Annotated in this window: 26 protein-coding genes; 12 read left to right on the forward strand and 14 right to left on the reverse strand. The window is 72.5% G+C overall.

The window, feature by feature from the left end; all coding sequences use genetic code 11:
* The first annotated feature begins 58 nt into the window (after positions 1-58).
* The 3 genes from FLV34_RS16385 to FLV34_RS16395 all read left to right on the forward strand — a co-directional run bounded on the left by FLV34_RS16385 (position 59) and on the right by FLV34_RS16395 (position 1,277).
* Positions 59-259, forward strand: coding sequence for a hypothetical protein (locus tag FLV34_RS16385; RefSeq protein WP_142651781.1), 201 nt, complete (start codon positions 59-61; stop codon positions 257-259).
* 72 nt (positions 260-331) lie between these two features.
* Complete coding sequence (locus FLV34_RS16390) at positions 332-952, forward strand: TetR/AcrR family transcriptional regulator (protein ID WP_142620227.1); 621 nt, start codon at positions 332-334, stop codon at positions 950-952.
* A gap of 94 nt (positions 953-1,046) precedes the next feature.
* Complete coding sequence (locus FLV34_RS16395) at positions 1,047-1,277, forward strand: DUF3107 domain-containing protein (protein WP_142651780.1); 231 nt, start codon at positions 1,047-1,049, stop codon at positions 1,275-1,277.
* Positions 1,278-1,735: 458 nt separating this feature from the next.
* Here the strand turns inward: FLV34_RS16395 and FLV34_RS16400 are convergent, their stop codons facing one another.
* A complete protein-coding gene (locus tag FLV34_RS16400; RefSeq protein WP_142651779.1) occupies positions 1,736-2,395 on the reverse strand; it encodes a ferritin-like fold-containing protein in 660 nt (219 codons plus the stop codon).
* Positions 2,396-2,829: 434 nt separating this feature from the next.
* Here FLV34_RS16400 and FLV34_RS16405 point away from each other — a divergent pair, with 434 nt between their 5' ends.
* The 3 genes from FLV34_RS16405 (at position 2,830) to FLV34_RS16415 (ending at position 6,940) form a co-directional block, all read left to right on the forward strand.
* Entirely contained in the window at positions 2,830-4,827 is a 1,998-nt protein-coding gene (locus FLV34_RS16405; protein ID WP_222709531.1) for a DEAD/DEAH box helicase, read from the forward strand.
* 303 nt (positions 4,828-5,130) lie between these two features.
* Positions 5,131-6,015 (forward strand): alpha/beta fold hydrolase, encoded by an 885-nt coding sequence (locus tag FLV34_RS16410; RefSeq protein WP_147943491.1) that lies wholly within the window; start codon positions 5,131-5,133, stop codon positions 6,013-6,015.
* A gap of 10 nt (positions 6,016-6,025) precedes the next feature.
* Positions 6,026-6,940 (forward strand): oxygenase MpaB family protein, encoded by a 915-nt coding sequence (locus tag FLV34_RS16415; RefSeq protein ID WP_142651776.1) that lies wholly within the window; start codon positions 6,026-6,028, stop codon positions 6,938-6,940.
* Here FLV34_RS16415 and FLV34_RS16420 read toward each other — a convergent pair.
* The 3 genes from FLV34_RS16420 to FLV34_RS16430 are packed head-to-tail and all read right to left on the reverse strand — an operon-like array spanning position 6,888 to position 9,284.
* The gene (locus FLV34_RS16420; RefSeq protein WP_147943492.1) at positions 6,888-7,880 is read right to left on the reverse strand and encodes a PD-(D/E)XK nuclease family protein; all 993 of its coding nucleotides are present in this window, start codon (positions 7,878-7,880) and stop codon (positions 6,888-6,890) included. The two genes, FLV34_RS16415 and FLV34_RS16420, sit on opposite strands and share 53 nt — an antisense overlap.
* 4 nt (positions 7,881-7,884) lie before the next feature.
* Positions 7,885-8,598, reverse strand: a complete 714-nt coding sequence (locus tag FLV34_RS16425) for an MBL fold metallo-hydrolase (protein WP_142651774.1) — start codon at positions 8,596-8,598, stop codon at positions 7,885-7,887.
* Between the two features lie 41 nt (positions 8,599-8,639).
* Positions 8,640-9,284, reverse strand: a complete 645-nt coding sequence (locus tag FLV34_RS16430; protein ID WP_147943493.1) for a DUF6758 family protein — start codon at positions 9,282-9,284, stop codon at positions 8,640-8,642.
* 72 nt (positions 9,285-9,356) lie between these two features.
* Here FLV34_RS16430 and FLV34_RS16435 point away from each other — a divergent pair, with 72 nt between their 5' ends.
* Complete coding sequence (locus FLV34_RS16435) at positions 9,357-9,764, forward strand: NUDIX hydrolase (RefSeq protein ID WP_147943494.1); 408 nt, start codon at positions 9,357-9,359, stop codon at positions 9,762-9,764.
* 70 nt (positions 9,765-9,834) lie between these two features.
* On the opposite strand, the gene FLV34_RS16440 is transcribed toward FLV34_RS16435, so the two are convergent.
* The 3 genes from FLV34_RS16440 to FLV34_RS16450 form a co-directional block, all read right to left on the reverse strand.
* Positions 9,835-13,224, reverse strand: coding sequence for a sialidase family protein (locus FLV34_RS16440; protein WP_147943495.1), 3,390 nt, complete (start codon positions 13,222-13,224; stop codon positions 9,835-9,837).
* Positions 13,225-13,359: 135 nt separating this feature from the next.
* On the reverse strand, positions 13,360-14,469 hold the full coding sequence (locus tag FLV34_RS16445; protein ID WP_147943496.1) for a CPBP family intramembrane glutamic endopeptidase: 1,110 nt from the start codon (positions 14,467-14,469) through the stop codon (positions 13,360-13,362).
* Between the two features lie 28 nt (positions 14,470-14,497).
* Entirely contained in the window at positions 14,498-15,436 is a 939-nt protein-coding gene (locus tag FLV34_RS16450) for a CoA ester lyase (RefSeq protein ID WP_142651769.1), read from the reverse strand.
* A gap of 49 nt (positions 15,437-15,485) precedes the next feature.
* Between FLV34_RS16450 and FLV34_RS16455 the strand changes: the two genes are divergently transcribed.
* Complete coding sequence (locus FLV34_RS16455; protein WP_261985800.1) at positions 15,486-15,875, forward strand: hypothetical protein; 390 nt, start codon at positions 15,486-15,488, stop codon at positions 15,873-15,875.
* Here FLV34_RS16455 and FLV34_RS16460 read toward each other — a convergent pair whose 3' ends face one another.
* The gene (locus FLV34_RS16460; protein WP_147943497.1) at positions 15,876-16,820 is read right to left on the reverse strand and encodes a DMT family transporter; all 945 of its coding nucleotides are present in this window, start codon (positions 16,818-16,820) and stop codon (positions 15,876-15,878) included.
* An 85-nt stretch (positions 16,821-16,905) separates the two neighbouring features.
* Here FLV34_RS16460 and FLV34_RS16465 point away from each other — a divergent pair, with 85 nt between their 5' ends.
* Genes FLV34_RS16465 through FLV34_RS16475 form a run of 3 tightly spaced genes read left to right on the forward strand, consistent with a single transcriptional unit; the run spans position 16,906 to position 19,759 of the window.
* Positions 16,906-18,111, forward strand: a complete 1,206-nt coding sequence (locus FLV34_RS16465) for a CBS domain-containing protein (RefSeq protein ID WP_142651767.1) — start codon at positions 16,906-16,908, stop codon at positions 18,109-18,111.
* Positions 18,108-18,602 (forward strand): DUF1003 domain-containing protein, encoded by a 495-nt coding sequence (locus tag FLV34_RS16470; protein ID WP_142651766.1) that lies wholly within the window; start codon positions 18,108-18,110, stop codon positions 18,600-18,602. Before FLV34_RS16465 ends, FLV34_RS16470 begins: the two co-directional genes overlap by 4 nt.
* A 17-nt stretch (positions 18,603-18,619) precedes the next feature.
* The gene (locus FLV34_RS16475; protein WP_030507453.1) at positions 18,620-19,759 is read left to right on the forward strand and encodes an Mrp/NBP35 family ATP-binding protein; all 1,140 of its coding nucleotides are present in this window, start codon (positions 18,620-18,622) and stop codon (positions 19,757-19,759) included.
* A 21-nt stretch (positions 19,760-19,780) separates the two neighbouring features.
* Here the strand turns inward: FLV34_RS16475 and FLV34_RS16480 are convergent, their stop codons facing one another.
* The 4 genes from FLV34_RS16480 to sigE form a co-directional block, all read right to left on the reverse strand.
* The gene (locus FLV34_RS16480) at positions 19,781-20,131 is read right to left on the reverse strand and encodes a sec-independent translocase (RefSeq protein ID WP_142651765.1); all 351 of its coding nucleotides are present in this window, start codon (positions 20,129-20,131) and stop codon (positions 19,781-19,783) included.
* Between the two features lie 89 nt (positions 20,132-20,220).
* On the reverse strand, positions 20,221-21,510 hold the full coding sequence (locus FLV34_RS16485; protein ID WP_147943498.1) for a S1C family serine protease: 1,290 nt from the start codon (positions 21,508-21,510) through the stop codon (positions 20,221-20,223).
* 106 nt (positions 21,511-21,616) lie between these two features.
* Positions 21,617-22,180 (reverse strand): anti-sigma factor, encoded by a 564-nt coding sequence (locus tag FLV34_RS16490; RefSeq protein WP_142651763.1) that lies wholly within the window; start codon positions 22,178-22,180, stop codon positions 21,617-21,619.
* Positions 22,177-22,785 (reverse strand): RNA polymerase sigma factor SigE, encoded by a 609-nt coding sequence (gene sigE / locus FLV34_RS16495; RefSeq protein ID WP_142651787.1) that lies wholly within the window; start codon positions 22,783-22,785, stop codon positions 22,177-22,179. The genes FLV34_RS16490 and sigE overlap by 4 nt, the downstream gene beginning before the upstream one ends.
* 185 nt (positions 22,786-22,970) lie before the next feature.
* Here sigE and FLV34_RS16500 point away from each other — a divergent pair, with 185 nt between their 5' ends.
* Entirely contained in the window at positions 22,971-23,600 is a 630-nt protein-coding gene (locus FLV34_RS16500; protein WP_142651762.1) for an O-methyltransferase, read from the forward strand.
* 39 nt (positions 23,601-23,639) lie between these two features.
* On the opposite strand, the gene FLV34_RS16505 is transcribed toward FLV34_RS16500, so the two are convergent.
* Positions 23,640-25,076: a leucyl aminopeptidase gene (locus FLV34_RS16505; RefSeq protein ID WP_142651761.1), complete on the reverse strand. Its 1,437-nt coding sequence runs from the start codon at positions 25,074-25,076 to the stop codon at positions 23,640-23,642.
* 79 nt (positions 25,077-25,155) lie between these two features.
* Positions 25,156-25,323 (reverse strand): DUF3117 domain-containing protein, encoded by a 168-nt coding sequence (locus FLV34_RS16510; RefSeq protein ID WP_076433904.1) that lies wholly within the window; start codon positions 25,321-25,323, stop codon positions 25,156-25,158.
* Positions 25,324-25,354 lie beyond the last annotated feature (31 nt).

The following is a 25,354-nucleotide window of genomic DNA, read 5'->3' on the forward strand; positions in this document are numbered from 1 at the left end:
CCGCCCTGGCCGTAGTGTGGACCTGTCGCAGCCGACCGTCGAACGGAAGGACAAGCAGATGCCTGAGATGGACCCCCTCGACGAGACGGCCGAGGAGATCTCGATCGAGGCGCCGGAGGCCGACGCGGTCGAGCAGCACCAGCTCGTCAAGGTGGCCGAAGACAGGCGCTGGCCCGAGCACGTCCCGTTCGACGCCGACCCGGCCGACGTGGCCGAGCAGGAGCGTACGGTCGACCTCGATGACGACGACTATCGCTGATCCGATTTACCGACACGTAGGATGAGGCCGCGGGGCGGGAGCCCCCGATGCGCATCTTGCAAGGAGACTGCCGTGACCGCTACCCCGGACGCCAAGCCCCGGGGCACCCGGCTACCCCGGATGGCCCGCCGCCGCCAGTTGCTGAGCGCGGCGCAGGAAGTGTTCGTGGAGAACGGCTACCACGCGGCGGCGATGGACGAGATCGCCGAGCGGGCCGGTGTGAGCAAGCCGGTGCTCTACCAGCACTTCCCGGGCAAGCTGGAGCTTTACCTCGCGCTGCTCGACCTGCACGTCGACGACATGGTGAGCCGGTGCCGGCAGGCGCTCGAGTCCACCACCGACAACAAGCAGCGGGTGCAGGCCGCCATCGGCGCCTTCTTCGACTTCGTCTCCAGCCAGGGCGAGGCGTTCCGGCTCGTCTTCGAATCCGACCTGCGCAACGTCGCGCCCGTACGGCAGCGGATGGAGCGTTCGCTGCACGAGAGCGCCGAGGCGATCAGCCGGGTGATCCAGGAGGACACCGGCTGCTCCAGCGACGAGGCGCACCTGCTCGGCGTCGGCCTGGTGGGCATGGCCGAGGTGAGCGCGCGCTACTGGCTGAGCAGCCACGGCTCGATCCCCAAGGAGGCGGCGACCCAGCTGATGGCGCGCCTGGCCTGGCGGGGGATCAGCGGTTTCCCGCGCACCGGCTGACCGGAATCTTGTTCGCTTCACGCGATCACAGAGCCGGTCGCTCCCTGCGGCGGCGACGATGGGTAGGGACCAGCCCTCGTGAAAGGGGAGCCCGATGGAAATAAAGATCGGCGTGCAGTCGGTGCACCGTGAGCTCGTGGTGGAGACCGACCTGTCGGCCGAGGAGATAGAGGAGGAACTCCGCAAGGCGCTCGCCTCCGAGAAGGGCGTCTTCTCCCTCACCGACACCAAGGGCCGCCGTGTGCTCGTCCCCGTGGCCTCGCTCGGGTTCGTCGAGATCGGCGAGGACGTGACGCGTCCGGTCGGCTTCGGCGGCACGCTCTGAGCACCTCCGTCATCGCCGCCGGCCGGCCGGGACGGCACGCGCCCACAACGCGCGCCGTCCCGGCGGCCGGCGATGATTCATTCCACCCGGGATCGGGTGCGTGCGAGGTCAGGAGCGTCCGTAACCGCATCCGCGGGGACGGCGGGTCAGATCCGCGTGATGGGGATCCCGCCTCCCGCTGATCGTCGGACAGCCCGCGCTTCCTCTCCGCAACACCGCACGCGGAGTCCAGGGGTTCGGCCCACATCTCGTCAAGGAAGTGCCGTAGCGGCGCGAGGCCCTCATGCTCGCACCGTACATCCGTTTGGCACGTGCGCGACCCATGAACGCAGGACCGGCCGGTGCCCGCGACCTGTTCCCCGCCCTCCCGATCCTCGCCGTCCGGGGATTCCGGCCAGGTCAGGGGGATCGCGGATGCGAAGCGCCGCACCGGCGACCCCCGCGCGAACCCGTGAAGATCACGGCCCGGGGGTGAGGCCGAGCGCGGCCATCCGCTTGCCGTGCTCCTCGGTCAGCCTGGCGAACATCCGCCCGATTTCCGCCAGGTTCTCGCCCTCCTCGCCCACCAGCAGCGCGGCGAGCTGCGGCCGGGCGGCGGCGAGCCGCTGTCCCTGGCTGAGCGCCTCGCCGACCATGCGGCGCGCCCACAGCGCGAGGCGGCCGCGCAGCCGCGGGTCGGCCTCCAGCGCGGCGCGCACCCGCTCCACCGCGAACTCCCCGCGGCTCTCGTCGGCCAGCACCTCCTCGACCAGGGCGCTGATCGAGGGAGCGGCCTGCCGGGCCGCCTCGCGGTAGAAGTCGCCCGCGATCCCCACGCCGACGTACGCCTTGATCAGCGCCTCGTACCAGTCCTTCGGCCTGGTCTGGGCGTGCCAGGCGTCGATCGCCTCCACGAAGGGGGCCATGGCCTCCTCCGGATCGACGCCGAGCGAAGCCAGCCGGTCGCGCAGCACCCGGAAGTGCCCGTACTCGGTCGCGGCCACGTCCCCGAGGGCGGCCCTGTCGTTCAGCGTCGGAGCCAGCAGGGCGGCGTCCTCGGCCAGCCGGAGGAAGGCGGTGAGCTCGGCGTACGCGAGGACGCCGAGCAGGTCCACAATCCCGGGAGAGGAATCACTCATGGGTGCAGCGTACGGCTCCCCGGCTTTCCCGCCGGAGCCCTCGCTCATGACCGGCGCAGCAAGAGCTTTTAGCGAGAAGACGCAGAAATCGGTTCCGTGTTGTGGTATCGAGTAGACTGCTTCGTGGAAGTGCGACCGCACTGTGTGGATCGAGACTGTGTCACTCACCGTATCGATCCCTGTGTCGATCCGGGGCCAACCCCCGGACCCCAGGAACCACTGGATGCCGCGGTCGCTGATTCACGACGAGGGCGTGACTGTCCGCGAGGACCCGGACCGGGGAGGCTCTGCCGGCCGGCTGTCCCGGAGGGTCGCCTTCGCACTGATTGAGGCAGGCCACGCTGACAACGACGTTCCGAGACCTGGGAGTCATCCCGGAGATCGCCGATGCGCTCGAGACCGAGGGCATCACTTCACCATTCCCAATTCAGGAGATGGCGCTCCCGCTGGCGCTGGCCGGCCAGGACGTCATCGGACAGGCGCGCACCGGCACCGGCAAGACCTATGCCTTCGGCGTCGCCATGCTGCAGCTCGTCGGCAAGCCGAGGAAGAACCGCAAGAAGCCACGCGGTCTCGTCCTCGTCCCGACCCGCGAGCTGGCCCTCCAGGTGACCGAGGACCTGGTCCTCGCCGCCGGGAAGCTGGGGTCGCGCATCCTCACCGTCTATGGCGGGCGCGCGTACGAGCCGCAGATCGAGGCGCTCAAGAACGGCGTCGACGTGATCGTCGGCACGCCGGGGCGGCTGCTCGACCTGGTCAAGCAGAAGCACCTCGACCTCGGCCAGATCACCATGCTCGTCCTCGACGAGGCCGACCGCATGCTGGATCTCGGCTTCCTCCCGGACATCGAGCGGATCATCAAGCTGGTGCCGGAGAACAGGCAGACCATGCTGTTCTCGGCCACCATGCCCGGCGAGATCGTGAACCTGTCCCGCCGCTACCTCACCCGGCCCACCCGGGTCAGGGCGGAGAGCGGCACGGCCGAGGCCGAGACGACCACGCTGACGACGCAGCACGTCTATCGCACGCACCGCATGGACAAGATCGAGATCGTGGCCCGCCTGCTGCAGAGCAGGGGCGCCGGGCTCACGATGGTCTTCTGCGAGACCAAGCGTGCCTGCGACATGGTCGCCGAGCAGCTCAAGGACAAGGGCTTCGCGGTGGCGGCCGTCCACGGCGACCTCGGCCAGGGCCAGCGCGAGCAGGCGCTGCGGGCGTTCCGCAACGGCAAGATCAACGTGCTGGTGGCGACCGACGTCGCGGCGCGCGGCATCGACATCGACGACGTCACCCACGTCGTCAACTACGACTGCCCGCAGGACGAGAAGACCTATGTCCACCGGATCGGCCGTACGGGCCGGGCGGGCCGCACGGGCGTCGCGGTGACCTTCGTCGAATGGACCGAGCTGGCCCGCTGGAAGGTCATCAACAGCGCCCTCTCGCTCGACTTCAGCGAGCCCGTCGAGACCTATTCGAGCTCCCCGCACCTGTACGCCGACCTCGACATCCCCGAGGGGACCAAGGGCGTGCTCCCGCGCGCCCAGCGCTCCCGGGCGGGTCTGGAGGCCGAGGAGATCGAGGACCTCGGGGAGACCGGGCGCACTCGCTCCCGTGGCAAGTCCCGCCGGGGCGACGCCCGGGGCGACGCCCGTGACGACGCCCGTGACACTGCCGAGGAGCGGCGCGAGCGCCCCGCCCGCACCCGCGAGCGGCGGCGGACCCGTGGCGGCCGGCTCAAGGACGCCGCGGCTTCCCCGGAGACCCAGGCGCCGGTGGAGGCTCCCGTGGAGGCTCTCGCGGAAACCCCTGCCGAGGTCACGGTGGAGGCACCTGTGGAGGCCACCGCCGAGGCCGCGCCGAAGCGTCGTGGCCGCAGGGGCGCGAACACGGCGGCCCTGACCGGCGCGCTGGCCGACGTCTCGGCCGTGACGTCCCCTGCGGACGACACGGCCCCCGGCACGGTGAGCGACACGGTGATCGATACGGTGATCGACGCGGAGACCCGCTCCGAAGTCGAGGCCGGACCGGAGACGGAGCCGGAGGCGGCCCCGCGCAGGACCACCCGCCGCAGGGCCCGCGCCGCCGACCCGGCGCCCGCGCCCGTGGCCTCGGCCGCGGCCGAGGAGCAGGTGGAGGAGCGCCCGGCCCGCCGCCGCAGGAGCCGCGCCGCCGACAGCGCCGACCAGGCGCTCCCGGTGGAGGCGGAGCCGACGGTGGCGGCACCTGTCAGCGAGATCGCCGACGAGCCCGCCGAGCAGCGGCCGGCTCCGAAGCCGGAGCCCGAACGGATCATCCCGGCCAGCCCGTTCATGATCGTGTTCAAGTCTCCCGACCTCGCGACCGATGACGACGATCCCGCGCCGTCCGCCGCGACCGAGCGCGCCCAGCAGCGGCGCCGCCCGCCCCGGCCACGGCCCCGCCGTACGGGGTGAGGGGCCGGCACAGGCCCGCCCGGCGATGAGCACGACCGCAGGGGCAGGAGGAGCACCGGACAACCGGCGCTCTTCCTGCCCCAGTTCTTTGAGGGCTGCTTTGCCCACAGTGGGTATGACCTGGACAGGAGGCATGCGCAATGACCGTCCGAAACCCTCATAGTCGCTTCGGTAGTGTCGCTGGGATCTTCCCTGGGTATCGTGATGCCACGTGAGTGAGCGAGCCTTCAGCAGACGGTCCAGGACGTGGGGCCGGTCCGGCCCATCGGTTCCCGGGATCCGGGGTGAGGTGAAGGAGGCCTCGTGAGCACGCCACGGTTCCTGACGCTTCCTCCAGGTGTCAGCAGTGAGCAGATCAAGACGCCGCTCGGTTCGTTCGCGGTGCTCGAAGCGCTTCCGGTCAGCGGTGTCCCCGAGCGCTGGCCCGCCCTTCTCGTCCCCGGCTTCACGGGGTCGAAGGAGGACTTCATCGCCGTGCTGCAGACGCTCGCGCAGGCCGGTCGCAAGGTGATCGCGGTCGACATGCGCGGGCAGTACGAGACGCCGGGCCCGGACGATCCGGCGGCGTACTCGTGCGCGGCCCTGGGCGCGGACATCGACGCGCTCGCCGCGGTGGTCGGCCAGGGCGAGCCCGTCCACCTGCTCGGCCACTCCTTCGGCGGCCTGGTCGCCCGCGAGACGGCGCTGAACGGCACCACCAAGCTCGCCTCGCTCACGCTCATGAGCTCGGGCCCCGCGGGCATCGTCGGGCCGCGCGAGCGCATGGGCCGGGTCCTGCTGGCCGAGCTTCCGGAGTACGGCCTCGAATACATGTGGTCGAACCGGATGGAGCCCGAGGCCCTGGCGGCGGGCGTCCCCGACGACATCGTGGCGTTCCTGCGCAAGCGGCTGCTCTCCAACCACCCCACCGGTCTCGTGGCGATGGCGCACGAGGTGCTCGGCGCCCCCGACCGCTGCGCGGAGCTGGCCGAGTGCGACCTCGATCTCCTGGTCCTGTACGGCGAGCACGACGACGGCTGGCCCCCGGTGCTGCAGGCGGAGATGGCCCGCAGGCTCGACGCGGAGTGCGTCGTGGTGCCCGGGGCCCTCCACTCGCCGGCCGTCGAGGCCCCCGAGACCACCGCGGCGGCCCTGACCCGGTTCTGGAACGCGGCGGAGAGCCGGCTGCTCCAGCACCAGCACGGATGACCCGGCCGCCATGCCCGCGACCGGCGGCCTGACCGCCCAGCCCCCGGAATCGGCGACGTGGCTGGTCCACGTCGACCGCACCATGTGGGTGGCGGGCGTGCGCGGCCTGATGCTGCAGGCCCTGCATCCGCTGGCGATGCGGGGCGTGTGGCAGAACTCCAACTTCCGCGACGACCCCTTCGGCCGTCTGCGGCGTACGGCCGACTTCGTGGGCCGTGTGACGTACGGCAGTCCCGAGGAGGCCGACGAGATCGGCAGGCGGGTGCGCGCGATCCACCGGGCCCTGCGCATCCGCGACCCCGACACGGGCAGGACCCACCGGGTGGACGACCCCGAGCTGCTGCTGTGGGTCCACTGCGCCGAGGTGATGTCCTACCTGGAGGTCGTCCGCCGCGCGGGCGTCCCGATCAACGACGGGCAGGCCGACCAGTACCTCACGGAGCAGCGGCGCAGCGCCACGTATGTCGGGCTCCACGCCGACGACGTGCCCGGCACGGTCGCCGAGATGAACGACTACTTCGCCCGGATGCGGCCGGTCCTGCGGGTCATCCCCGAGTCGGCCGCCGCCGTGCGGTTCCTGCTCTGGCCGCGCCTGCCCGAGAGCATGCGCTTCCTGTCCCCGGCCAAGCCGGTCTACTTCCCGTTCGGCGCGCTGTGCTACTACACGCTGCCCGGCTGGGCCCGCCGCATGTACGGCGCGCTGCCCGAGGTGCCGCAGATCGCCGTGACGGCGGCGTTGCGGGCCTTCCGGCTGGCCATGAACACGATCCCCGACGCCGTGCACCAGCAGGTGCTCGACGAGGGCACCAGGGCGATGCTGCGGGCCTCACGCGAACGCCTGGGCGCCGCCGGATATGACGTCGGCAACGGCCTCAGGGCGCTGGTCGATCCTCGGCGGCGTCCGGGGCGGACGGCGACGGGCTGACCGGCGTCTCCGCCAGGCCGTCCCAGGGCAGCCGGTCCGGGGAGGCCGCCCGCCCCTCGGGGCAGTGGCGGCGGAAGTCGCACCACGAGCAGATGGGGCCCGGCTCCGGCGGGAACAGCCGGGCGATCTCAGGCGGCACCGTGACCGGCCCTGTGACCGGCCCCGTGACCGGCCCTGTGACCGGCCCGGCGCCGGCCTCCCGCCGTGGAGCCGGCACGCCCTTGCTGCCGCGTCCGGCCCACGCACGGTAGGCGTCGTCGGCGTCGGCCGCCTCCGTCGCGATGTCCTCGGCGCGGCGCAGGTGACGGGCGAGCGACTCGTCGGTGTGCTCCCACTCGGCGACCGTCCCGGTGGGCAGGTGGTGTAACTCCACCCGGTGACAGGCGCGGCGCATCATGCGGGACGACGCGATCGCGTAGACGGCGAGCGCGATCGACGAACGGGCGTCGTCGGAGGTCGGCGGGCGGCGGCCGGTCTTGTAGTCGACCACGACCAGTTCGTCCCCGCGCCGGTCGAGCCGGTCGACCCGGCCCGAGACGGCGATGACGGACGTGCGCGTGGCGACCGTGCGCTCGACGCCCACCGGCTCGTCGCCGGGGTCGAGCGTGGCGACGTAGGAGGAGACCATCACGCGGGCACGGTCCCGCCACGCGGCCGACTGCTCCTCGTCCCTGAACCCCTCGCGGATCCAGCCGTTGGTGAGCAGCACGGCCGCCATGACCGGCGTACGCCGGTCGTACGGCTCCCGCCACCACGCGGCCAGCGCGTTGTGAACGGAGGCCCCCACGCTGTTGTGCGCCCACGGGGGCCCCTTCTGCGGGGCGGGCCGGTCGAGATAGGTGAAGCGATAGCGACGCCGGCAGTCGAGCCAGGTGTTCAGGCGCGACGGCGTGCAGGTGTAGAGCCGCCTCGGCATGCCGTCGAGGCCGAGCTGCTCCACGGTCCTACTCGTCCAGGTTCAGCTTGATGCCGGACGCCGCGGTGCCGTCCACGAGCGGCGGCGGCGCCGCCTCGGCCTCCTGGGCGCCGGTCAGCGACCCCGACAGCCAGCGGTCGAACTCGGGCTCCAGGTCGCCGATGCTGCCCTCCTCGCCGTGCGCGGGCAGCACCCTCGTCTCGTGGGGCAGCGTGAACAGCCGCTCGCCGATCGAGGTGAGCTGGTCGGCGAGCGCGGGGTATTCCCCGCCGAGCTTGCCGGGGCCGTCCATGAGCAGAGTCTTGCCGGTGAAGACCGCGCCGAGGCCCTCGCAGTAGAGCGAGACGCCGCCCGGCGTGACGCCCGGCGTCGCGAGCACCTCCAGCTCGACGTCGGCCACGGAGAACAACCCCTCGTCCTCCATGTCGATGTCGGGCCAGGTCTCCTCCCAGGTCTGCCTCCACAGGCGCTTGTCCTTGGGGTGGACGGCGATCACGGCCTCGTCCCTGGCCGCCACCTCGATCGCGGCGCCCACGTGGTCGGGCAGGCCGTGGGTGCAGATGACGGCGAGGACCTCGCGGTCGCCGACCTTCTCCAGGATCTTGTCGGCGTCTCGCGCCGGGTCGATGACGATCACCTCGTCGTCGTCGCCCACGATCCAGGTGTTGTTCTCGACCTTGTGCTCGTCGCCCTCGATGTCCACGAGGCCCGAGGTCACCACTCGTTCGATGCGCGCTGTCACGGCTCAGAACCTTACTATTTCTCGCGGATCCAGCCCGCCGTTCAGACATCCCCGTCGAGACGCGGCGAGAAGGCGCCGAACGGCAGGTCGAGCGCCTGGTCCTGGTCTCGCAGGTCACGCAGCGACAGGTTGGCCAGGGCGATGAAGCAACCGGCCTCGACCGGCCAGGCGACCGTCCACAACCAGTTGCCGAGAGCCTCGCCCACATAGACGGCCCGGTCTCCCGGCACTCCCCGCCCCGCGCACCACAGCGCCGTCGGATGGCCGCGTGCGTCGATCTTGGCGTGCGGGGGGCCGGCGTCGAAGCCCGCGCCGGGGTCCGGGCCCGGCAGCCCGGCGTACGCGGCCCCGAGACCGATGCCGGGCTCCTCGGCGATGAGCAGCATGTCGGCGGGGCCCTGGGTGACCGAGGGACCGGAGAGGGCGACGACGCTCGCCCTCACGCCGGTGCGCTCGTCACCCACCTCCCCGAAGCCGGTCACCAGCCATCCGGAGGGCAGCGGCCACGGGAGCCAGACGGGCACCCGCGCCGCCTCGCACAGGGCTTCCAGAGCGGCCTCAGAGGGCCGCCGGGGCGGCTGGTAGGGCAGGACGTCACCGTGAGCGGCGCATCGCCAGGAACTCGACCAGACGTTCGGTTCGTGTAGCGGCCCGAAGCACCGCGGACATGTTGGCGCGGTTCTCACAAATATTCACGGTGCTTCCGTGATGTCCGTACGTCAAGAGTCTGCCCGTTATCTAGTCGTAATCTTGGTGATGTGCGGTGCATCAGATGTGTGGGCGCGATCGTCTCCGACGCCGAAGGGCGGCTGCTGCTGGTGCGGCGGGGACGCCCTCCCGGCGAGGGGCTGTGGTCGCTGCCGGGCGGCCGGGTCGAGCCCGGCGAGACCGACGAGCAGGCGCTGCGCCGCGAGCTGCGCGAGGAGACCGGCCTCGACGTCGCCGTCGTACGGCTCGCGGGGACCGTGCTGCGGCCCGCCCCCGGCGGCGCGACCTTCGAGATCCACGACTACGTGGCGACCGCCTCCGGCGTGCCGGTCGCCGGGGACGACGCCGCCGACGCCCGCTGGTGGGCGCCGGCCGACCTCGCGCGGCTCCCGCTGACCGACGGCCTCGTCGACGCTCTCACCGAATGGGGGATCGTCTCCGGGATCGGCGCCCGGTGATCGGCGCCCGGTGATCGGCGCCCGGTGATCGGCGCCCGGTGATCGGGGCCCGGTGATCGGGGCTCCGTGATCAGTGCTGCGTGACCGTGCTGCGCCAGATCGTCAGGTGGTCGTCGGCGTAGCCGGCCGACCTGCCGACGGCCACCACCCGGTCACCCGAGACCGCCACCGCCCCGAGCCACTGCGCCCCCTGGCCGCCGAGGCCGTCCTGGGTGAGCGTCCGGCGCGCCCAGTCCACCCCGTCTTCGGACACCCACGCGGCGCTGTCGGTCTCGCCGCCCTCCTCAGGCGACCGATGCGATCCGACGGCGACGAGCCCCCGCCCGGTCGCGGTCAGGTCGAGCACCGAGGCGGCGGCGTCGGCGGGCAGCATGCCGTACTCCCAGCTCGCGCCGTCGTCGGTGGACAGCGCGGAGAACGGGCGGGGGCCGTCGTCGGTCATCGCGGTGCCGACGACCACCACACCCGCCTCGGTCGCGACCACGTGACGCAGCCCGGCCGAGGTGGTCTCGGGCGGCAGCACCCGGCCGCGGGCGTTCCAGTTGACCCCGTCGGAGGAGACCCAGACCACCCCGGTCTCGCGGTCGGCCGTGCCCGACCCGCCGACCGCCATGAACCCGCCGGGCGTCGCCGTGACGTCGTAGAGGCGCACGCCCGCCCCTCCGGCGGGCATGCTGCCCGGCGCGGAACGGGTGAACCGCTTGAGGTCGGGGCTGAACCACAGGGCGGGCAGCGTCCCCGTGGCGGACCTGTCCTCCCCCGCCATGACGTAGCCCTTCGGCCCGGCGGCCACCACGGCGGGCGCGAGCAGGAAGTGGCCCGCCGGCACCTCGATCGCGGGACCGGGCCGCCAGCTCTTCCCGTCGGGCGAGGTGACCAGCAGCGGCCGGGTCACCGCCGGGTCGGTCGTCGTGCTGCCGACGGCGAGCCACCCCTTGGGGCCGTGCGCCACGCCACTGAGCGCCTGGCGTCCCGGCCCGCCCAGCAGGTCGGGGAACACCGCGTCCTTCCAGTTGGCCCCGTTGTTGCCGCTCGTCCAGATCGCGGCGTCGCCGTTGGCCGCGCCCACGGCGACGAAGGTGCCGCCGGAGGCCGCGACGTCCGCGGTGTCCCTGGCGAGCCGGTTGAGCCCGGCGATCTCCTTGAGCGGCACGGCGCGCGCCGCCTCGCCCTTCCCCGCCGTGATCAGCACGGGGAGGTTCTCCACGTCGCCGGGCCCGCGCTTGTCACCGCCCGCCACGAGGACCCCGGCGTCGGTGACGGCCAGCCCGCGCAGCGTGCCGGGGATCGCGCCGAGATCGGCGCTCCTGGTCCACTTGCGCCCGTCCTGGCTGGTGTAGACGGCATACCGCTCCCAGCCCGACTCGGCCACCGCCGCGAGGCCCGCCGCCGACGCCGCCAGGCCGCGCACGCCCGTCCCCTCCGCGCCGAGCGGCCCGATCGTGCCGCACTGGGTCCAGTCGGCGCCCTCGGGCGAGCAGTAGACCCGCACCTCGCCGGCGTCCGACTTCTGCCGGGTGGGCACGAGCACGAAGCCCTTCTTCGTGACGGCCAGCGCGCCGGGTTCGGCGCGTACGTCCGCCAGGGCCGCGGCCGTACGCAGCCAGGTGCGGCCGCCGTCGTCGGAGCGCAGGACGACAGAGACGGAGTCGCCCGAGCCCGGGTCGGCGAGCGCCACCACCCGGTCGCCCCTGGCGGCCACCGCCCGCATCGCCCTGATCTTGTCCGGGGTGCCGATCTGGTCGCTGTCCACCCTCGTCCAGCCGACGCCGTCGGGCGACACCCAGGCGACCGGGCCCGCCGTCCCGTCCCGCAGGGTCGTGGCGCCCACGGCGAGGAAGCCGGTCGCGGTCCGCGCCACGTCGGTGATCCGGTCCTGGCTCCAGAACGCGGTCAGCCGGGCGGGGTCCACCGCGGTCCAGGACCGGCCGTCGGACGAGACCCACATGCCGCGTGCGGCCGGGCCCGCCGAGCCGGGCGCGTCGGTGCCGACGGCGAGCCAGCGGCCGTCGCCGCCCGCGACCCTGCCGACCGCCCCGGGCGCGGACTCGTAGCCCGGGGCGTCGGCGACCCGGCCCGTCTGCCAGTGCGCGCCTCCGTCTGCGGACACGAGGAACAGCGGCCGGGTGAGCGGGCTCGTCGTGTCGCTGCCCGCCGCCACCACCGTCGCGCCCGCCGCGGCGAACGCGTTGAGCACCTGGCTGGAGCCGTTGCCCGGCAGCCCGGGGGCCGAGAACGCGGCGTCGCCCGACTGGCCGTCGCCCGCGGCGAGGCGCAGCCCGGCCGTGGACGGCCCGCCCGCCCACCTGACGACGACCACGCCCAGCACGGCGGCCGCCACGAGGACCACGGCGATCATCGCCGGCCGCACCATCGGGGGCAGGCGCGGAGGGAACCGCCGGGGCAGCACCCGCCTGTGGCGGCGTCCGCCGCCCGGCCGGGGCGGGCCCGAGGCCACGAGCACGTCGGACCGGGCCGGGCGGCCCCCCGGCGGACGCCCGATGCGCTCGACCGGCTCGGCGGGCCCGACCGGCTCGCCAGGCTCGACAGGCGGCTCGACAGGCGGCTCGACGGGCGGGCCGACGGGCGGGCCGTCGTGCTCGGGCTCGACCGGGATCTGGGGGCTCATGCGGATGCCGCCGGACTCCCCCAGGCCGTAGCGGGGGGCGGGCTCGGGCGGCATGTGCGTCCACACATGCTCTGTGTGGACCTGTTCCGGGGGGTGGACCTGTTCCGGGGGAACGTGCTCGCGCAGCGGTCCGGACGGTGGGGTGTCGAGCTCGGGGGCGCCGGGGCCGTCGGGGTTCTCGCGGGGGATCTGGGCCCGCCGCGGCCGGGGCGGGCCGGAGGCGACCAGCTTGTCCGGCCGGTTCACGATCCGGCGACGCGGGCCGTCCTCCTGCGCCGATTCCCGCACCGGCCCCTGAACCGGCTCCTGCACCGGTTCCTGAACCGGCTCCCCCGCCGACCTGGCACCCTCGCCGTGCCAGGTCGTGGGGGCGCCCGGATCACCGGGCCCGCCGGGGTCCCCGGGTCTTCGGCCGCCGGAGCGGCTGTGGCGCGGTTCGCCCGTCCCGTACGGCGCGGCGTACGGATTGCGGCCCGCCCTGGGCCCGTGGGCCGCGTCCGATCCTGGGCGCGGAGCCCAGATGCCGCCGGATAAGTCCGGGTCGCGTGAGTGCGATCCGGCGATCTTGCGGTAGGGCCGGGTGTCCTCGTCGTCCGCCGGCTCGCCCGCGTCGTTGAAGGCCGGGTCGTCGGGGGCTGCGTCGTCGAGGCCTGTGTCGTCGGGAGCCGCGTCCTCGGGAACCGCGTCCTCGGGAATAGGGGCCGCGAACGGCGGAAGCGCCCACGGGGACGGGACGGGCGGCCGGTGATGCAGCTCCGGCGGGGGCAGAGAGGAGGGTTCGCCGGCGTCGCGCCGGTGGTCGCGCTCGTGCTCGTGGGGGCCTGAGGTCACACTCAGCACCTCCTCCCCGGAGAGGTCAATCCGGACCGTTCCACCTGTCGTACGGCAAAGCGATCACAGTGATACCCCAACACGAATCCAGAGCAACACGGGAAGCGCGCGGGGACCATACCTCTCTAGTGAGATTTATCGGGAGAGAGTCTGAATTGCCCACTTTCGGGCGATTATCAGCACACCAATGCCGAAAACCGCGAACTGGACGGCCGATCCGATGAGCGACTCCCAGGGCACCTCGCCCTGTTCGAGGGCGCTTCCCATGTCCCCCGAGGCCGCGACCACTCCGAACGCCACGACGTTGTTGGTCGCGTGCAGGGCGATCGGCGCCTCCAGACCGCCCGTACGGACCGCCAGCCACCCCATGAGCATGCCGAACGCGAAGACGTAAAGGATCCCCCAGCCCGTGTAGCCGTGTGAGGCCGCGAAGGCCGCCGCGCCGACCAGGATCCCCGGCCACGGAGTGCGCAGGTACGCTCCGAACCCCTGGATGATCCAGCCGCGATAGGCGTACTCCTCCGCCGCCGACTGGAACGGCACCAGCAGCAGGATCACGATGATGGCCGGGAGGAACTCATCCCAGCCCGCCCATCTGAAGCCGGGATCGACCCCGGCGAACATCAGCGTCCCCACCTCGACCGCCTGGCCGAGCACGACCGCCACCAGCGCGACCAGCAGGCAGGCCCCCAGCCACCGCCAGCGCAGCCGCAGCGCCACCGACGACAGCGATCCCGGCGGCCGCCGCTGGAACAGCCACGCGGCGCCGAGCACCAGCGGCAGCAGCAGCGCGATGACCCCCAGCTGGAACCCGAGGTCGAGGACGGGGTCGGCGAACAGCCGGGTCCCCGTCCGCGCCATGGGCACGCCCGTGACGAGCGAGACCACGAAGGCCACCAGGCCGACGACGATCGAGAGCGCCAGGAAGGCCGCGATGATCGCCACCGTGCCGGCGATCGGCCGCCACCAGCGGTGCAAGGGCGTACGGGCCAGGCGGTCGTAAGGAGTGCCGGGCGGAGGCGGAACGTCCCAGCGGGCACGCGGCGGCGGCCCCCACGGATAGGGGCCGGGATAGGGCCCGGGATACGGCCCCGCCACGGGAGGCGGCCCCGCCACGGAAGGCGGCGGCTGCGGCGGGCCGGCCGGCCAGGCGGTCCCGCCCGCGTACGGCCCGGGCGCCAGGTAGGGACCGGGCAGCTGGTCCGGGCCGCGGGCCTGGTCCGGGCCCGGCTGTGGTTCGTTCATATGTCCATTCTTCGCGTGCCGCGGGTGATCAGCTGGGCGGGGTGAAGGAGCTCGACCTGGACAGGCCCGCGGCGCGACCCTTGGCCGCCACCACGAGGGCCATCTTCCGTGACGCCTCGTCGATCATCTCGTCCCCCAGCATGACCGCGCCCCGCTTCTCGACCGTCGTGTAGTACTCGTACGCGTCGAGGATGAGCTCGGCGTGGTCGTAGTCCTCCTGCGAAGGCGAGAACACCTCGTTGGCCGCCTCCACCTGCGTCGGGTGGAGCACCCACTTGCCGTCGAACCCCAGCGCGGCCGACCGCCTGGCGACCCGGCGGAAGCCGTCCAGGTCGCGGATCTGCAGGTATGGCCCGTCGATCGCCTGGAGACCGTGCGCGCGGGCGGCCATCAGGATGCGCATGAGGATGTAGTGATAGGCGTCCCCCTCGCCGTAGCCGGGGGGCTGCTCGCCGACGACCAGCGTCCGCATGCCGATCGAGGCCATGAAGTCGGCCGGGCCGAAGACCAGCGTCTCCAGCCGGGGCGAGGACGCGGCGATGTCGTCCACGTTGACGAGGCCCCGGGCGTCCTCGATCTGCGCCTCGATGCCGATGCCGCCCTCGGGCAGGCCGGTGGCCCGCTCGACCTGGCCGAGGAGGGTGTCGAGCCAGGCCACGTGGGAGGCGTCCGCGACCTTCGGCAGCATGAGGCAGTCGAGCCGGTCTCCGGCGCCCTCGACGACCTCGATGACGTCGCGGTAGGTCCAGTGGGTGGTGAGGTCGTTGACCCGGACGACGACCGTCTTGCCCGCCCAGTCGCCCTCCTTGAGCGCGGCGACGACGTTGCGGCGCGCCTCGTCCTTGGCCCCGGGGGCGACCGAGTCCTCCAGGTCGAGGAAGACCTCGTCGGCGGCGAGGCTCTGGGCCTTCTCCAGGAAACGCGGGTTGCTGCCGGGCACCGCCAGGCACGATCGTCGAGCGCGCATGGGCACACCGTAGCGTGGTCGTCAGGCGGTGCTGATTAGGCTGGGGCGCATGACCCTGCCGGTGATCGAAGAGGGCGCGAAGAAGTCCAACGTGCTGTGGCTCGGCCTGCCGTCCGGGGTCCGGCTGGCCTGGCACGCCTGGCACGACGGTGCGATCTACGTGGTGACCGGCGGACAGGAGCAGTCGCTTCCCGGGCTGGCCGAGCTCGCCGCCGCCCGGGGCGAGATCGAGGTGGTCCTGCGCAGCAAGGACAACGGCGCCGAGCTCGTCCGTTTCCCTGCCGCCGCCGAGGTGGTGGACCAGGCGGCCGCCCCGGAGGCCGTGGCCGCGCTGGCCAAGGAGCGCCTCAACGCCCGCGACGCCGCCGGTCTGACCACCCGCTGGGCCAAGGGGTCCACCGTCGTACGGCTCACCCCTCGGATCAACCCTCAGACCTGATCAGACGCGTACGGTCTCCACCGTCTCGGCCGCGTGGCGCTCGGAGCCGAGCCGTACGGTCGCGGTCTGGGCCAGCAGGGCCCCGGCGAGCACGATGACGCCTCCGGCGATCTGGGCGGCTCCCAGGCGCTCGCCGAGCAGCACCCAGGCGACCAGCGCCCCCGCGATGACCTCCACCGAGGCGACCGTCGAGCCGACCGCGGCCGACAGCCGCCGCACGGCCGTGACCCCGGTGGCGTACGCGACCACTGTGGCCACCACGACCAGCACCACGGCGGCCACGGCGACGGGGATCGTGCGGCCGGAGACCTCGGCGGCGCGGGTGAACGCCGCCCAGTCGATGTTCCAGGGCCGGGAGACGGGCAGCAGGACCACCGCCGAGCCGAGCATGCCCCAGCCGATCAGGCCCAGCGTGTCCACGTCGTCGCCGAACGAATCGCTCATCAGGAAATATCCGGCGCAGCAGGCGGCGGCGAGCAGGGCGAGCAGCAGTCCGAGCGCGTCGAGGCGCAGCCCCTCCCAGACCTGCACGACGATCGCGAGCCCCACGACCGCGATCAGCGCCCCCAGGTAGGCCGAGCGCGGCAGCCGCAGCCGCCGGACGAACCGCACCCACAGGACCACCAGCACCGGCGAGGTGTACTCGATCAGCAGCGTCACGCCGACCGGCAGCCGGGTGATGGCCACGAAATACAGGGCCTGCACGGCCGCCACGGCGATCGCGGCGTACGCAGCGAAGAACAGGAGGCGGTCGCGGGGGATGCGCAGCGCGCGCGGCTTCACGACGGCCAGGACCGCCAGCAGGAGCACGCCGGCCCCCGCCATGCGGATCCAGACGGCCTCCAGCGGCGCGAGCCCGGCCACGCCGAGGATCTTCGCCATCGGTCCGGAGAACCCGAAGCAGAAGGCCGAGACGCCCGCGATCGCCAGGCTGACAGCCCTCATCGTCACCTGCCCATGTAATTACCAATAAACGGCTTTGATCCTGTCATAACCGGGAGCGGTCCGCATCCTTGCGTAACCTGACAGAGTGGATCGGATCTTCGTGGCCCGCCTGGCGGGGCTGGCGGTCTTCGACCCGGCCGGCGACCAGATCGGCCGGATCCGGGACGTCGTCGTCTCGCTGCGGGGGCCGCTGCTCCCTCGCGTCCACGGCTTCGTCGTGGAGGTCCAGCCACGCCGCCGGGTCTTCCTGCCGATCACCAGGATCACCAGCATCGAGGCCCGCGCCCTCATCTTCACCGGCAAGCTCAACATGCGCAGGTTCGAGCGCCGCGACACCGAGACGCTGGCCATCGGGGAGATGCTCGACCGCACCGTCGAATACAAGGGCGAGCGGGTGACCGTACAGGACCTCGCCATGGAGCAGCCGCGGCCGTCCGAGTGGCTCATCACGAAGGTCGCGATACGCCGCGGCACGCGGCGCAGGGGCGAGACGCTGATCGTGGACTGGGACGAGGTCACCGGCTTCACCGGGATCCAGAAGGACCAGGGCGCGGCCAACCTGCTCGCCGTCTTCGAGGCGCTGCGCCCGGCCGACCTGGCGAACATGCTGCACGAGCTGCCCACCAAGCGGATGGCCGAGGTCGCCGCCGCCCTGGACGACGACCGGCTCGCCGACGTCCTGGAGGAGCTGCCCGAGCGCGACCAGGTGCTCGTGCTCAGCCGGCTGCACCGCGAGCGGGCCGCCGACGTGCTGGAGGAGATGAGCCCGGACGACGCCGCCGACCTCCTGCAGGAGCTGCCCGCGGAGCAGGCCGAGGGGCTGCTGCGGCTCATGGTGCCGGAGGAGGCCGCGCCGGTGCGGCGGCTGCTGACCTACGGCGAGTTCACCGCCGGCGGCATGATGACGACCGAGCCGGTCATCCTCCCGCCGACCTCGACCGTGGCCGAGGCCCTCGCGCACATCCGCCAGCAGGAGCAGACCCCCGCCATCGCCGCGCAGGTGTACGTGACCCGCCCGCCGACCGAGACCCCGACCGGGCGCTACCTGGGGGTGGCGCACTTCCAGCGCCTGCTGCGGGAGCCTCCGTCGACACTGCTCGGCAGCGTGGTAGACATCACGGTGGACCCGATCAGGCCCGAGCTCACGGTGCGCGAGGTGGCGTCGTATCTCGCGACGTACAACCTGGTCGCGGTCCCCGTCGTGGACGAGCTGGGCCGGCTGCTCGGCGCGGTGACCGTCGACGACGTGCTCGACCACATGCTGCCGGAGGACTGGCGGGAGCGCCCATGACCGAACGCCTCGACCAGCCGCGCGAGCTGACGCCCCGCCTGCGGCTCTACTACGACCCCGAGGCGTTCGGCCAGCTCTCGGAACGGATCGCGCGGTTCCTGGGGACCGCCCGGTTCATCGTCTACATGACGGTGTTCGTGGGGTTCTGGCTGCTGTGGAACGTGTTCGCGCCGTACAAGTTCGACCCCTACCCGTTCATCTTCCTGACCCTGATGCTCTCGCTCCAGGCGTCGTACGCCGCGCCGCTGATCCTGCTCGCGCAGAACCGGCAGGCCGACCGCGACCGCGTCCAGTACGAGCAGGACAGGATGGCGGCCGAGCGCAACCAGGCCGAGATCGAGTACCTCACCCGCGAGATCGCCGGGCTGCGCATCGCGCTCGGCGAGGTGGCCACACGCGACTACATCCGCTCGGAGCTCCAGCGCCTGCAGGAGGAGCTGAGCGAGATCGGGACGAGATCGCGTGGGGCGGGTTCGGAGGATTCCCGCTGAGTCCATAGCATGGATTCATGGCACCATCCCCTGAACTGGTCATGGCCGCGCTGGCGACGGTGAACGATCCGGAGATCCGCCGGCCGATCACCGAGCTCGGCATGGTCAAGAACGTCGACATCTCCCCCGACGGGGTGGTGCGCGTTGGCGTGTACCTGACCGTCGCCGGCTGCCCGCTGAAGGACACCATCACGCGCGACGTCACCGGCGCCGTGTCGCGGATCGACGGCGTGTCCCGCGTCCACGTCGACATGGACGTCATGAGCGCCGAGCAGCGCAAGGAACTGCAGACGAAGCTCCGCGGCGACCGCGGGCCCGAAAAGGAGATCCCCTTCGCCAAGCCCGGCTCGCTGACCCGCGTGTTCGCGGTGGCGAGCGGCAAGGGCGGCGTCGGCAAGTCGTCGGTCACGGTGAACCTCGCCGCCGCGATGGCCTCCCAGGGCCTGAAGGTCGGCGTCGTCGACGCCGACATCTACGGCCACTCGGTGCCGCGCATGCTCGGCGTGAGCGAGCGGCCCACCAAGGTCGAAGACATGATCATGCCGCCGGTCGCGCACGACATCAAGGTCATCTCGGTCGGCATGTTCAAGCCCGAGGGCAACACCCCGGTGGTGTGGCGCGGCCCGATGCTCGACCGCGCGCTCTACCAGTTCCTCACCGACGTCTACTGGGGCGACCTCGACGTCCTGCTCATGGACCTGCCCCCGGGCACCGGCGACATCGCGATCTCGGTCGCCCAGCGCATGCCCACGGCCGAGATCCTCGTCGTGACGACCCCGCAGCAGGCCGCCGCAGAGGTGGCCGAGCGCGCCGGGTCGATCGCGGCCCAGACCCACCAGCAGATCGCCGGCGTCATCGAGAACATGGCGTGGCTGCCCTGCCCGCACTGCGACGAGCGCATCTCGGTGTTCGGCGAGGGCGGCGGCCAGACCGTGGCCGACGCGCTGACCCGCACACTGGGCGCGCGTGTGCCGCTGCTCGGCCAGGTGCCGATCGACATGCGGCTGCGTGAGGGCGGCGACGAGGGCAAGCCGCTCGTGCTGACCGACCCCGACGCCCCGGCGGCCGCGGAGCTGCGCCGGATCGCGGCCGGGCTCGGCAAGAAGTCGACCAGCCTCAAGGGCCTGAAGCTCGACATCTCACCGGTCAAGCACTGACTCGAGCGCTGACCAGCCCGATCAGGTCGCCTCGTTGTCGTACGGCGGGATCTCCCCCACGCCCAGTTCCGGCGTGGGGGCGGAGACCGGCTCGGCCACGGTCGTCGTCGAGGTGTCGTTCCAGTCCTTCTCGAGGTCGTCGAGCAGGTGCTTGCGCACGAAGTTCTTGGGGTTGAGGTCGGCCGGGTCGAAGTTGGCGAACTCGGGCCCCATGTTGGCCTGCAGGTCCGCCTTCGCGTTGTTGGCCATCTGCCGGAGCTGCCGCAGCGTACGGCCCGCCTGTGAGGCGGCCTGGGGCAGTTTCTCCGGCCCGAAGACGACCAGGGCGATCACCACCAACGCCAGGGCCTCCCCCCAGCCGAGTCCGAACATGGCGATCTCCTCCTGCACGTGCGACTGAATTCAGACTAATGCCCGCTCCCCGCACTGTGGACAGGGGACGCCCGGCTCTCAGGACGCGCTCATGAGGGTCGCGCGGTGGGGGCGGGGGCCGCGCCGACCGTGACCGTCGCCGTCCGCACCTCGCCGTCGTGCCGGAATTTGATCCGCACCTGGTCGCCGGGGGCCTTGCTGCGGATGGTGACGATCAGCTCCCGGCTGTCGCTCACGGGCTGGCCGTCGACCTCCAGGATGACGTCCCCCGCGTGCAGGCCCGCCTTGGCGGCCGGGCCTCCCGGCGTGACCGGCACGGCGCCGCTCTCCGTCCGGGTGGCGATCCGCACCCCCTTGCCCTGGTAGCTCTGGTCGATCGTGATGCCGATCCTGGAGGTGCGGGCCGTTCCGGTGGTGATGAGCTCCTGGGCGATCCGGCGCACCTGGTTGACCGGGATCGCGAAGCCGAGGCCGATGCTGCCGGACTGCTGGCCGAGCAGGGAACCGCCGACGGTGGCGATCGCCGAGTTCACCCCGATCACCTCGCCCGCGGCGTTGACCAGCGGGCCGCCTGAGTTGCCGGGGTTGATGGCGGCGTCCGTCTGGATCGCGTTGATGAGCGCGTAGTCGGACCCGGTGCTGCCGCCCGCCTCGACGGGCCGGTTGAGCGAGCTCACGATGCCCGTGGTGACCGTGCCGCTCAGCCCGAGGGGCGAGCCGACCGCGATGACCGGGTCGCCGACCACCACGCCGTCGGAGTTGCCGAGGGGCAGCTCCGGCGCCCGGACGGTCCCGTCCGGCTTGACGACCGCGATGTCGGAGTTGGGGTCGCGGCCGACGACGCGCGCCCCCGAGGAGCTGCGGTCGTTGTAACGGATGCGGATCTCCCCGGCCTGCCCCGCGACGGCCACCACATGGTTGTTCGTGACGATGTAGCCGCCCTTGACGACGAAGCCCGATCCGGTGCCCGACTCGCTGTTGCCCTTGACCTCCAGTGAGACCACGCTGGGCAGGACCTTGGCGGCCACCCCGGCCACGGAGTCCGGCGGCCGGGCCGTGGGCTGCTTCGACGGCGTGCTCAGCGTGTAGGAGGGGTCGATGCCGGAGGACGGGCGCGTCAGCAGGAACGTGCCCCAGCTCGCCACGCCGCCCGCCACCAGCGCGATGACCACGGCCAGGGCGGCGAAGAGCGCGATGTTGGGGCCGCGCGGCTCCCGCTGCGGCCCGACAGGACAGAGCGGCGGCGGGGCCCAGCCGGGGCCCATGCCGTACGGACCGGTGGCGGGCGCGGGGCCGTCGGGAGGCCCCTGCGGCTCCTCGCCCGCGGGCAGGAACTCGGGCCGGTCCGACGCGCCGTACGGACGCGAATTGTCGGTCATCGCGGCAGTCACTCCTCGCACACGGCGTCATCCGCTGGGCAGCCGCGGTAACGAGGAAGACGGCACACGACGGCTGCGGTGTCCGATCGTATGCCGTTCCCTCGGATCAGCGCGAAAGACCCCTGGTGACGCTCGGTGACGGGGTGGGTGACACGCTCACCACGGGCGCCTTGTTCTGCGCGGGATGCTGTACGAACATCTGCCCGGGTGTCGGGTTCGGGTTGGCCGTGGATCCCCCGGCCATGAGCATGGTGCCGAGGGCGACGGCGGCGCCGGCCATTCCCACGGCGACGTATCCCGCCCTTCTGGCCCTTCCGGACCGCCCCGGTCCCGATCGTCCCTCGTCCCGGCCCCTGGGCCGGTTGTCCATGGGTCCGGCGGCGTGCATGCCGGGAAGCCGCCCGGCGCCGAAGGCCGGATGGTCGGGAAAGGGCCGCATCCGCGGCGGCAACGGCCCTCCGGGCTCCGCCATGCGCAGCAGCGACATGGTGAGGTCCGCCGGCATGGCGGGCGGATCCATGGACCGCAGGCGGGTCTTCAGCGCGCGCATCGCGTCGACCTCCGCGCGGCAGTCCGCGCAGAACGTCAGGTGCGCGAGCGCGCGTTCCCGCTCGTTGTGACTGAGTTCGCCGTCGATGAGCGCGGAGACGCGCTCGCCAAGATGACTCACAGTCCCTCCCTGCTGATAGAAGGGGGGGTTTGATCGCCGTTCCGGTTCGCGGAGGGCGCCCGGTGGTCGAGCGCCTCCCGCAGCTGGGCGCGGCCGCGATGGATGCGGCTGCGCACCGTGCCGAGTTTCACGCCGAGCGTCGCGGCGATCTCCTCGTAGGACAGTCCCTCGATGTCGCACAGCACCACGGCCGCCCGGAACTCCGGCGCCAGGGCGTCGAGCGCGGCCTGGATGTCGGGCTCCAGATGCGCGTCGTCGTACGCCTGCGCGGGCGACGGCTCGCGGCCGTGCAGCCGCTCGGCGGCGTCGTCCGCCAGCCCCTCGAAGCGGATGCGCTGCCTGCGCCGCGCCATGTCGAGGAAGAGGTTCGTCGTGATCCGGTGCAGCCACCCCTCGAACGTGCCCGGGGTGTAGCTCGACAGGGACCGGAAGACCCGGACGAAGACTTCCTGAGTGAGGTCCTCGGCATCGTGGACGTTGCCCGTCAGCCGATAGGCCAGCCGGTAGACCCGAGTGGAATGAGTTCGGACGACCTCCTCCCAGGTGGGAGGCGTCCAGCCGGACACCGAAGTCTCCGCCTGGTGGTCGTGCTCGTCCACCGGCATTCCTCTCTGCAGGATCGTCGCTACAGCCATAGTGCCTGGTTTCGCCCCTTCCTGCGCACCGCGGGCTGAGCGGTCTCTTACAAAGACCGTTCAAAGCGTGCAACGTCCCCGTTGTGGCGTGAGTTCCCGTTCCGGTCCGACTCCCCTAGGCTGCGTCCAAGATGAAGCAGGGGAGGGAGAGGCCGATGGCGACACCGGCCAGCCTGGAGTACGCGGAGGAGTTCGTCCCGGAGGACGACATCCTGCGAACCGCGCGCCGGCGTGGCATCGAGGTCGGGGCGCGCCCGATCCTGCCCGGGTGCGGAGCGGCGCTCTGCTTCCTCGCCACCGTGGTGAACGCACGCTCGGTGGTGGAGGTCGGCACCGGGTGCGGGGTCTCCGGCCTGTGGCTGCTGCGCGGCATGCGCCCGGACGGCACGCTCACGAGCGTGGACGTGGAGCCGGAGCATCAGCGCATGGCCCGGCAGACGTTCGCGGAGGCGGGGTTCTCCGGCAGCCGCATCCGCCTGATCGGCGGGCGCGCGCTCGACGTCCTTCCCCGCCTCGCCGACGGCGGCTACGACATGGTCTTCTGCGACGCGGCCAAGCAGGAGTACATCGACTACCTCACCGAGTCGGTGCGGCTGCTGCGCCGGGGCGGGGTCGTCGTCTTCGGCGACGCCTTCTGCGACGACCAGGTGGCCGACCCCACCCAGCGCGACCCCGACACGGTCGCGCTCCGGGAGCTGGGCAAGCTCGTCAGGAACGACGAGCGGCTGCGGCCCCTGATGCTGCCGCTCGGCTCCGGGCTGCTGGCCGCCGTCAAGCTCGTCTGAGCCCGTTCACATCGGGTTCAGGGGCCGTTCAGGGGCCGTTCAGGACGTGGCGGTGAGGTAGCGGAGCAGCAGGCGGACGCCGAAGCCGGTGCCGCCCTTGGTGGTCTCGCCGTCGTCGGAGGCGGCCCGCGCGGGCCCCGCGATGTCGAGGTGTGCCCACGGCCGCCCGCCGGTGAACTCCCGCAGGAACAGCGCGGCGGCGATCGACCCCGCCGCGCCCGACTTCGTCCTGTCGACGTTGGCCAGGTCGGCCACGTCGGAGTCGAGCATCGTGCGGTAGTCCTCGACGAGCGGCATCCGCCACAGCCGCTCCCCGCCGGCCTCGCCCGCGGCGATCAGGTCGGCGGCCAGCGACTCGTCCGTGGCGTAGAGCGCGCCCAGGCTCGTCCCGAGCGCGACCTTGGCCGCGCCGGTCAGCGTGGCGACGTCGATCACGATGTCCGGGTCGAGCTCAGCGTGCGCGTACGCCAGCGCGTCGGCCAGCACGAGACGACCCTCCGCGTCGGTGTTCAGCACCTCTACCGTGCGCCCGCCGTACTGGGTGATGACGTCTCCCGGCCGCTGCGCCGAGCCGGAGATGGAGTTCTCCGCGCACGCCACGAGGCCGGTGACCCGCACCGGCACGTCGAAGGCGGCGAGCGCGCTCATCGCGGCGATGACGGCGGCGCCGCCGCCCATGTCGGTCTTCATCGTCTTCATGCCCTCGTTGGGCTTCAGGGACAGGCCGCCGGTGTCGAACGTGATGCCCTTGCCGGCGAGCACCACGTGGGCGCGCGGGTTCTCCGGCGTGTAGGACAGCTCGACCAGGCACGGCGGGCTGACCGACCCCTGCCCGACGGCCCGGATGCCGCCGAACTCGCCGAGCTCGGCCCCCTCCCGCACGCGTACGCCGAGCCCCGACTCGGCGGCGATCGCCTTGGCCTGCTCGGCGAGCCAGGCGGGCGTCTTGACCGACGACGGGGTGTTGACGAGGTCGCGGGCGAGCGCGGTGGCCCGCGCGACCGCCTCGCCGCGCTTCAGGTCCCGCTCGTCCCCGCCGACGAAGACGATCTCCCCGACCGGCTTCTTGCCGCCGTTGCCGATGGTGAACGTGTACGCCGCGAGCAGCGCGCCCTCCGCCAGTGCCGCCGTCTCTCCCTTGGGCGGGACGACGACCGACAGCGACGCCCGGCCCTTCGCCCGCCTCGCGAGGGCCGCCCCGGCCTTGCGCAGCGCGGCGGCCGAGCCGTCGCCGGTGCCGTACAGCAGGACGCGCCGCACGCCGCCCTCCCTGAGGGTGGGCACCTCCACGACCTCGCCCGGCTCTCCCTTGGCCTCGTAGTGCGCGAGCAGCGCGTCGACCGGCACGGGAGACTCCAGCCAGGGCGCCGGGGCGAGGTCCGGTCCGGGTCCGAACGGCACGGCCACCAGGTCGGCGTCCGGCGCGGGCCCGGCGCCGTCAGGACCGGTGAGGACCGGCGTGGTCTGGATGGGCACGTCCACCTCCAATAGGTCGGCCCCGGGGCGGGAACAACCCGCCGCCAGGGCCGTAGATCGAACGGGTCGGCCGACGAGGTCAGCCGACCACCTTCTTGAGCGCGTCACCGAGGGCGCTGGCCTCGTCCGCGGACAGCTCCACGACGAGTCGGCCGCCACCTTCGAGAGGGACCCGCATGACGATGCCCCGTCCTTCCTTGGTGACCTCCAGCGGACCGTCACCGGTCCGCGGCTTCATCGCCGCCATGCGTGTATCCCTTCCCGCGTTGTCGGCCGCC

Source organism: Microbispora sp. CSR-4 (genome assembly GCF_008033685.1).
In the GTDB taxonomy this organism is placed as follows: domain Bacteria; phylum Actinomycetota; class Actinomycetes; order Streptosporangiales; family Streptosporangiaceae; genus Microbispora.

Coding starts and splice junctions, on each gene's coding strand:
- FLV34_RS16405 (WP_222709531.1), top strand. CDS start 2,830: ATGGCGCTCCCGCTGGCGCTGGCCGGCCAGGACGTCATCGGACAGGCG.
- FLV34_RS16400 (WP_142651779.1), bottom strand. CDS start 2,395: ATGAGTGATTCCTCTCCCGGGATTGTGGACCTGCTCGGCGTCCTCGCG.
- FLV34_RS16475 (WP_030507453.1), top strand. CDS start 18,620: ATGGCACCATCCCCTGAACTGGTCATGGCCGCGCTGGCGACGGTGAAC.
- FLV34_RS16395 (WP_142651780.1), top strand. CDS start 1,047: ATGGAAATAAAGATCGGCGTGCAGTCGGTGCACCGTGAGCTCGTGGTG.
- sigE (WP_142651787.1), bottom strand. CDS start 22,785: ATGCCGGTGGACGAGCACGACCACCAGGCGGAGACTTCGGTGTCCGGC.
- FLV34_RS16415 (WP_142651776.1), top strand. CDS start 6,026: ATGCCCGCGACCGGCGGCCTGACCGCCCAGCCCCCGGAATCGGCGACG.
- FLV34_RS16485 (WP_147943498.1), bottom strand. CDS start 21,510: ATGACCGACAATTCGCGTCCGTACGGCGCGTCGGACCGGCCCGAGTTC.
- FLV34_RS16385 (WP_142651781.1), top strand. CDS start 59: ATGCCTGAGATGGACCCCCTCGACGAGACGGCCGAGGAGATCTCGATC.
- FLV34_RS16455 (WP_261985800.1), top strand. CDS start 15,486: ATGACCCTGCCGGTGATCGAAGAGGGCGCGAAGAAGTCCAACGTGCTG.
- FLV34_RS16460 (WP_147943497.1), bottom strand. CDS start 16,820: ATGAGGGCTGTCAGCCTGGCGATCGCGGGCGTCTCGGCCTTCTGCTTC.
- FLV34_RS16470 (WP_142651766.1), top strand. CDS start 18,108: ATGACCGAACGCCTCGACCAGCCGCGCGAGCTGACGCCCCGCCTGCGG.
- FLV34_RS16480 (WP_142651765.1), bottom strand. CDS start 20,131: ATGTTCGGACTCGGCTGGGGGGAGGCCCTGGCGTTGGTGGTGATCGCC.
- FLV34_RS16445 (WP_147943496.1), bottom strand. CDS start 14,469: ATGAACGAACCACAGCCGGGCCCGGACCAGGCCCGCGGCCCGGACCAG.
- FLV34_RS16500 (WP_142651762.1), top strand. CDS start 22,971: ATGGCGACACCGGCCAGCCTGGAGTACGCGGAGGAGTTCGTCCCGGAG.
- FLV34_RS16450 (WP_142651769.1), bottom strand. CDS start 15,436: ATGCGCGCTCGACGATCGTGCCTGGCGGTGCCCGGCAGCAACCCGCGT.
- FLV34_RS16510 (WP_076433904.1), bottom strand. CDS start 25,323: ATGGCGGCGATGAAGCCGCGGACCGGTGACGGTCCGCTGGAGGTCACC.